The organism is Mesoflavibacter sp. CH_XMU1422-2, assembly GCF_037029245.1.
Classification (GTDB): Bacteria; Bacteroidota; Bacteroidia; order Flavobacteriales; family Flavobacteriaceae; genus Mesoflavibacter; species Mesoflavibacter zeaxanthinifaciens.
The window spans coordinates 1-683 of sequence record NZ_JAYMEE010000086.1; the positions used below are offsets into that span (position 1 = coordinate 1).

General features: G+C 27.2%; 1 protein-coding gene. It reads left to right on the forward strand.

Annotated elements, in window-relative coordinates; genetic code table 11:
- Nucleotides 1–16 precede the first annotated feature (16 nt).
- Nucleotides 17–592, forward strand: a complete 576-nt coding sequence (locus WA340_RS12810; RefSeq protein WP_336129375.1) for a hypothetical protein — start codon at nucleotides 17–19, stop codon at nucleotides 590–592.
- Nucleotides 593–683: the final 91 nt, after the last annotated feature.

Genomic DNA, 683 nt, shown 5'->3' on the forward strand with positions numbered 1-683 from the left:
ACCGTTGTAAATAATTATGAAATACTCATTCCTTATAATAATTTTAATGACATTCTTGAACTCTTTTAGTCAAGAATCAAAAGATTTTATAAAATCGGAACAATATTATTTAACTGAAATTGACTCACTAACTATAGAAAGGTATTGGAAAAATTTCCCATCTGAAAACTCACCTGAACCAATTTCTGTTTTTTTAAAAAACAATAACGGCGAAACTCTGTATGAAATAAAAATATCTGAATTGGAATTTTATAGTGGAACTACAATTGAGATTTTAAATATTGATAATTTGACAAATGTCGAACAAATAATACGTTTGAAATCTGGATATGATGCGTGCTGTACCAACTATTATTCGACTTATTTACTAAAAACAAAAGAAGGAAAATTAATAGAACTTCCTGAATCAGAATATCTTCATTGTGATGGACCAACACCTATAACTGAATACAGATTTCCAAATCAAAAGTTTGGAATCAAAAATCAGATTTTATTGACAAAATCGAATCTGAGTAAAAATTACATAGTTGAATCCATTGAAATTTTAAAAACGTATTCTTGGAATGGAAAAACATTTGAATTGAAAAAATAACTATTTACAACAATGTATAAATTCAATTGCGGCTGAATTTCCTACGGAAATTCATTGCAATTTTCTATCTTTCAGCTTCAACGGAAAATCG